The 2,129-nt window shown below is 63.4% G+C and carries 2 protein-coding genes and 1 pseudogene; all 3 read right to left on the bottom strand.

Annotation, left to right across the window (positions count from 1 at the left end; genetic code table 11):
• Positions 1-268: 268 nt before the first annotated feature.
• A pseudogene (tnpC, locus tag ACGLHR_RS51535) lies at positions 269-1,279 on the bottom strand (IS66 family transposase); the annotation flags it as partial.
• A 63-nt stretch (positions 1,280-1,342) separates the two neighbouring features.
• The gene (gene tnpB / locus ACGLHR_RS51530; RefSeq protein ID WP_400103824.1) at positions 1,343-1,660 is read right to left on the bottom strand and encodes an IS66 family insertion sequence element accessory protein TnpB; all 318 of its coding nucleotides are present in this window, start codon (positions 1,658-1,660) and stop codon (positions 1,343-1,345) included.
• 12 nt (positions 1,661-1,672) lie between these two features.
• The gene (gene tnpA, locus ACGLHR_RS51525) at positions 1,673-2,035 is read right to left on the bottom strand and encodes an IS66-like element accessory protein TnpA (RefSeq protein WP_400103822.1); all 363 of its coding nucleotides are present in this window, start codon (positions 2,033-2,035) and stop codon (positions 1,673-1,675) included.
• Between the last annotated feature and the right edge of the window lie 94 nt (positions 2,036-2,129).

Raw genomic sequence — 2,129 nt, 5'->3', positions numbered from 1 at the left:
AGATGTTCAGAAAATCGCCCCAGCCGTTCGCGGGATAAACGGCCCTCCCCAAACCTCAGATTGCGCGGGACGTAACAGCTGGAAGCGTTCTGGCAACGAGCCGGGATCACGCCGGTACACGCTCGGCCTTGGAAGCCGACCCCCAACCTGCTTGCCTTCCTCGCGTCGCTATAGCTGTAGTTTTATCCTGAGCTCGAATCGGCGCTCCACGGCTCCTGCTCTGAGCCTCTGGCCAGCTACTCCAGATAAAATCCGACTCCAGATACTGCGCCATGCAGCCGAGTTCGATCACGTCCGCGCCGAAGCTCGCCTTATAGCCCGCGTAATCGTCGCACACGAGCTTGCCTTGCCAGTCTTTCAGGAAGGCGCGCGCATGCTCACCCGCACGGCTCGGCGCGAAGTCGTAGACAACACCGCGCACGGACTCATAACTTGTGGGGCAGTATGCCCACAGATAGGCACGATGCGTTTTCTTCTTGCCCGGATCGAGCATCTGCACCGGGGTCTCGTCGGCGTGCAGCACGCCGTGCTTGAGCAACGCTTCACGCAATGCATCGACCAAGGGCTGCAGCCGTACACCGCACACGCCGACCCATTGCCCCAAGGTCGAGCGCGGCAAGGCCAAGCCTGCGCGTGCAAAGATCTTTTCTTGACGATACAGCGGCAAGTGATCGGCATACTTGGCCACCAGCACCAGCACCAGCACCAGCACCTGCGCGAGCAGCCCGGCCGTCGGGATACCCTTGTCGATCACGTGGGCCGGCACCGGCGCCTGGACCAGCGTCTCGCACTTGGCACACACCCACTTGCCGCGCACGTGACGCTCCACCGTAAAGACGCCCGGGACGTAGTCCAGTTTCTCGGCCACGTCCTCGCCGATGCGCTTCATCTCGCAACCGCAGCCGCAGGTGCTCGACTCGGGCTCGTGGTGGATGACGGTGCGCGGCAGGTTCGCCGGTAGCGGCGCGCGTTTGGGTTTTTGCGGCGCATCGGCGGGCGTTGCAGGCTGGGGGCTTAGCTGCCCGAGCTCTTCCTCGATGGCCGCGATATCGGCATCGATGCTCTCTTCGAGCAGGCTCGCTTGCGTGCTGTCGAGCTGCTCGCTGCGTTTGCCGAACTGGTACCGTTTGATCATCGCCATCTCATGCGTGAGTTGGTCGATACGTGTCTGACGGTAGAGGAGTTCGCGATCCTTCTCGCCGACCTTGGCGATCAGTTCAGCCGCGAGCGTGCGAAGCTGTTCCGGGCTGAGGTGATCGAGGTCTGCGGGCAAGTTCATGGGGCCCAGTTTGCCAGAGCCCAGCACCGCTGCACATTGGATCAACACCGGATTGCACCGGCATCAGAGGATTGTGATGACCCCGTGCTCGCCCAAGCGCTGCCAGGGCAGCCCGAGCACCAGCGCCTGCAACTGCTCCGACGTGAGGGCAAGCTCCGTGGCCAGCCCCTCGCCGGGCCAGACGAAGCGGCCCTTGTTCAGGCGCCGCGCCGCCAGCCATACGCCGATGCCGTCATGCACCAACACCTTCATGCGATTGCCGCGACGGTTGGCGAACAGGTAGGCGTGATGCGGGCGGGCGGCCCCAAACACCTTCACCACCCGAGCCATCGCCGTGTCGCTACCGGCGCGCATGTCCATCGGCTCGACCGCTAGCCAGATGGTCGACGCGGATCATCGCAGCCAGTCCCGCAACCAGGTGGCACAACCGGCTGCGTCTTCCAGGGGCCATCGCACGATGATGCGCGTATCGCCCCGGGCGACATCGATCTGGATATCTCGGCGCGACTCAGGCATTGATGGCGCTCGCACAGGTGCCGCAAGCGGAATGAATGACGGCGCCGGCGCCAGCAGTTGTCCCGCCTCCGCCAACCGAAGCCATTTGTGCACGATATTGGCGTTCATGCCGTACTTGAGCGCCACGCTCGACACCGATTTGTCCTCAGCCTTGCACTCGGCCACAACCTCGCTCTTGAACTGCTTCGAGTAGGAGCGCCGTACACGGTAAGCGGCCGGCGAACCCGTCTTGACGGTGATGATCGCAGCGGCTAGGAGGCGCTGGTAGCCGGCTTCCAGCGATGTGGTAGCAATTCGGCAATGTTACTGGCGCGATGGGTTGGTAGCCGTGTGA

The organism is Cupriavidus sp. CuC1 (assembly GCF_044627735.1).
Lineage (GTDB): Bacteria > Pseudomonadota > Gammaproteobacteria > Burkholderiales > Burkholderiaceae > Cupriavidus > Cupriavidus ulmosensis.
The sequence above is the reverse complement of the archived record's forward strand: the minus strand, read 5'-3'. Positions and strand labels throughout refer to the sequence as shown.